3 protein-coding genes and 1 tRNA gene are annotated in these 2,918 nt (G+C 59.4%); 3 read left to right on the forward strand and 1 reads right to left on the reverse strand.

Annotated elements, in window-relative coordinates; genetic code table 11:
- Nucleotides 1-397 precede the first annotated feature (397 nt).
- Entirely contained in the window at nucleotides 398-1,603 is a 1,206-nt protein-coding gene (locus tag EN893_RS26850; protein WP_127268789.1) for a hypothetical protein, read from the forward strand.
- A gap of 169 nt (nucleotides 1,604-1,772) precedes the next feature.
- Here EN893_RS26850 and EN893_RS26855 read toward each other — a convergent pair.
- Nucleotides 1,773-1,857: transfer RNA gene (locus tag EN893_RS26855), tRNA-Leu, on the reverse strand.
- 275 nt (nucleotides 1,858-2,132) lie between these two features.
- Between EN893_RS26855 and EN893_RS26860 the strand changes: the two genes are divergently transcribed.
- Complete coding sequence (locus EN893_RS26860; RefSeq protein ID WP_127268790.1) at nucleotides 2,133-2,720, forward strand: YqaA family protein; 588 nt, start codon at nucleotides 2,133-2,135, stop codon at nucleotides 2,718-2,720.
- A gap of 34 nt (nucleotides 2,721-2,754) precedes the next feature.
- The coding region (locus EN893_RS26865; protein ID WP_128361905.1) for a disulfide bond formation protein B at nucleotides 2,755-2,918 on the forward strand (164 nt) is incomplete at its 3' end.

Below are 2,918 nucleotides of genomic sequence, written 5' to 3' on the forward strand. Positions count from 1 at the left end.
CCCCAGCGGACGGGCAGCCGATGACAATGCCGATCTCGAACGGACATTCGACGAATTGCTGGCGGCTGGCGAGATCGGCGCGGCCAATGACGGCGGCCCCACCGGCGGGACGCGCAAAGCGTCTTGACCGCCTGCTGAGGCATATCGGTACGCAGGTGGCCACGCCGAGCCGACGGACGTGTTGGTGATCGGCATGACGCCGCCGCCCTTCTGGCACACCGAACTCGAGGCCGTCGAAACGTCGAGTGCATTCCAACGGTTGTCCTGTCTGTGGATGCCCTCAGCAAGCGTCTTGATCCCTGCCAGAGCGAGGATTCCGAGCCATGAAAAATGAAATGGCTGCCGCAGGTCTCCTCGCCATCAGTCCCGGCTCGATCATTGCATCGCCGAGCGCTCCATGCCCTTGGATAGCATCTGGAGCGGCGGCGGCGTAGATACCGTCTGGAAGAATGTTCAACGTCAAAGCTTAGGAATCGCCATGAGTAGGCAAGATCGAGGCCTTACGCGCTTCTCACGCAGGACGCGCAACGGCTTCAAGAATGCGGCGTTAGCACTTCATCTAGCGATCAACGTAGAACGACGAGACAGCATTGCCATTCGTGTAACAGGCGGCATGGGCGACCATATCGTGGCCGTCCGGTTTATTCGCGATCTGCTGAGCCACTTTGGCCGCGCAAAGATCGACGTCTATTCCGTAACGGGCGGAATGGGCTGGCTCTACGAGCCTCTCCCGGATGTAACTTTCATTGAAGCTCCGAAACGCGTATTTACGTGGGTCACGCATCGATATCTTCTTGTCCTGCAGCTCACACACACCGTAGATCTTGTGCACATGAGTTCTGCCGCTGCCGAACGGTGGCCGGCGCTTTCAGCAATGCTGCAAAGCATCGCACCCTATCGGAAGATGTTTTCGCATGCGATCGATGCGCATCCTCATTTGGACTTCCATCCAGCACTTGTAGCCCAATTTCAGAACGTGAGGCGAGACACCTTTCTGAACCATGTCAGCGGTGTGCCCTTTGGCGGCCATCAATATCCGTTACCTGAGGATGCGTCCTTGGTTCAAAGCTTGGGACTGGACCATAAACCCTACATTACCGTCCATAATTCCTTCAGCGAGGAGTCGGGTCGCCCTCGAGCTACGCGAGATTATCCGTTCTTGGATGATGTCGTGAAAGAGGTGAAGGCGCAGTTGCCGGATCTTCCGGTTGTCCAAGTCGGCGTGGTAGGAGGCACCCTCAGTTCGGCCGACTACAACCTTTCTTCCAAGACAACACAGCCGCAAATCACCTCCGTTCTTGCGAACTCGTCCATGCATTTCGACATGGAGGGAGGGCTTGTTCATATCGCAAGCTGTGTAGGGACGCCGTGTTGTGTCGTTTTCGGTCCAACGCCGATCGGCTATTACGCCTACCCGAACAATATCAATATTGCCCCGCGTGTCTGCGGCGGTTGTTGGTCCATTACATTGGATTGGCAAAAGACCTGCCTTCTAGGCGCTGCGGAACCGCCTTGCATGTTCACGCAACCACCCAAGGCGGTGGCGCATGCGGCGTTACCGCATCTGCGAGTTTTGTTGAGCGAAAAGCGCCGATCAGCCTGAAGGGGCACTTGCAGGCGAACAAGGGCCGGCAAGCGTTAGCATGGGAAACAGCAGACCACGATACACCAAAAGGCCAACCGGGAACGCAACGCCGGCGCTGCCGCGCACAAGCGGATCCCAAAACAAACACAGGCTAAATTGTCCCACCCGAAGCTCGAAGAGTGAAGGATGGTGCCCCTAGCCGGAATCGAACCAGCACTCCTTGCGGAACTCGATTTTGAGTCGAGCGCGTCTACCAATTCCGCCATAGGGGCTCAGGCCGGGCGGCCTGGATGGCGCGGGACTATACGGTTGGAGGGCTGTTCGTCAACTGGCCAATTCTCCGGCGCCCTCAAGATGCGACCAAACTGCGCCTTTCGATTTCGTGAGGGGGCTGCCATTGTGCAGCGCGGAAAATCTTTCTAGACAGGCGGCGCATCAAAGCGCGGCACGTCTGCGGGGACGGATGGCGTGCTCTGGGTCTTTGTTGCGTGCATGCCGTTAACCCCAACCTGCCTGCGCAATGGAACGACACGCATTAGGAGTGCCGATGCTTCGCGGACTTTACGACTGGACCTTGTCGCTGGCGGCCCGCAAATCCGCCGAATGGTGGCTGGCCTTCATCGCCTTCGTCGAAAGCTCGGTGTTCCTGGTGCCGGCCGACGTGCTCTATCTGCCGATGGCGCTGTCGCGGCCGGATCGCGCCTACCGCTATGCGCTGATCGCCACCGTCGCCTCGGTGCTGGGCGGCATCGCCGGCTGGTTCATCGGCCACTACGCCTATGACGCGGTGGCGAGGCCGATCCTCGAATTCTACGGCAAGTACGACGAGTTCGAAGCGCTGCGCGCAGGGGCAGGCATCGGCTTCATCGTCCTGATGCTGATCACGTCGGGCGCTGCCCACCTGCCGCCGATCAAGGTGGTGACGATCCTGTCCGGCGTCATCGGCGTCAATTTGCTGTTGTTCGTGGTGCTGGCGATCGTAGCCCGCGGTGGCCGTTTCCTGCTGCTCGCCTGGCTGCTGCGCCATTATGGCGAACCGATCCGCGAATTCATCGAAAAGCGCCTCGGCCTCATCGCCGGCGCCGGCGCGGCTGCCCTGATTTTGCTCTATATCCTGGTCAAATACGCGTTCTGAACAGAACCATTGCGAGCCGGACGGACTGATTGAAATGACAGCGACCATGAATGCCGACACCGGACGCCAGCGCACGCTGACCGCCTTGTTCCTCGCCGTCGCCATGGCCGCCACCGTTGGCTCGGCGCTCGGCTTCCAGTATCTCGGCGGCTATATCCCCTGCCACCTCTGCCTCGAACAGCGCACGCCCTACTATGT

It is taken from the genome of Mesorhizobium sp. M7A.F.Ca.CA.004.04.2.1, from assembly GCF_004022825.1.
Lineage (GTDB): Bacteria > Pseudomonadota > Alphaproteobacteria > Rhizobiales > Rhizobiaceae > Mesorhizobium.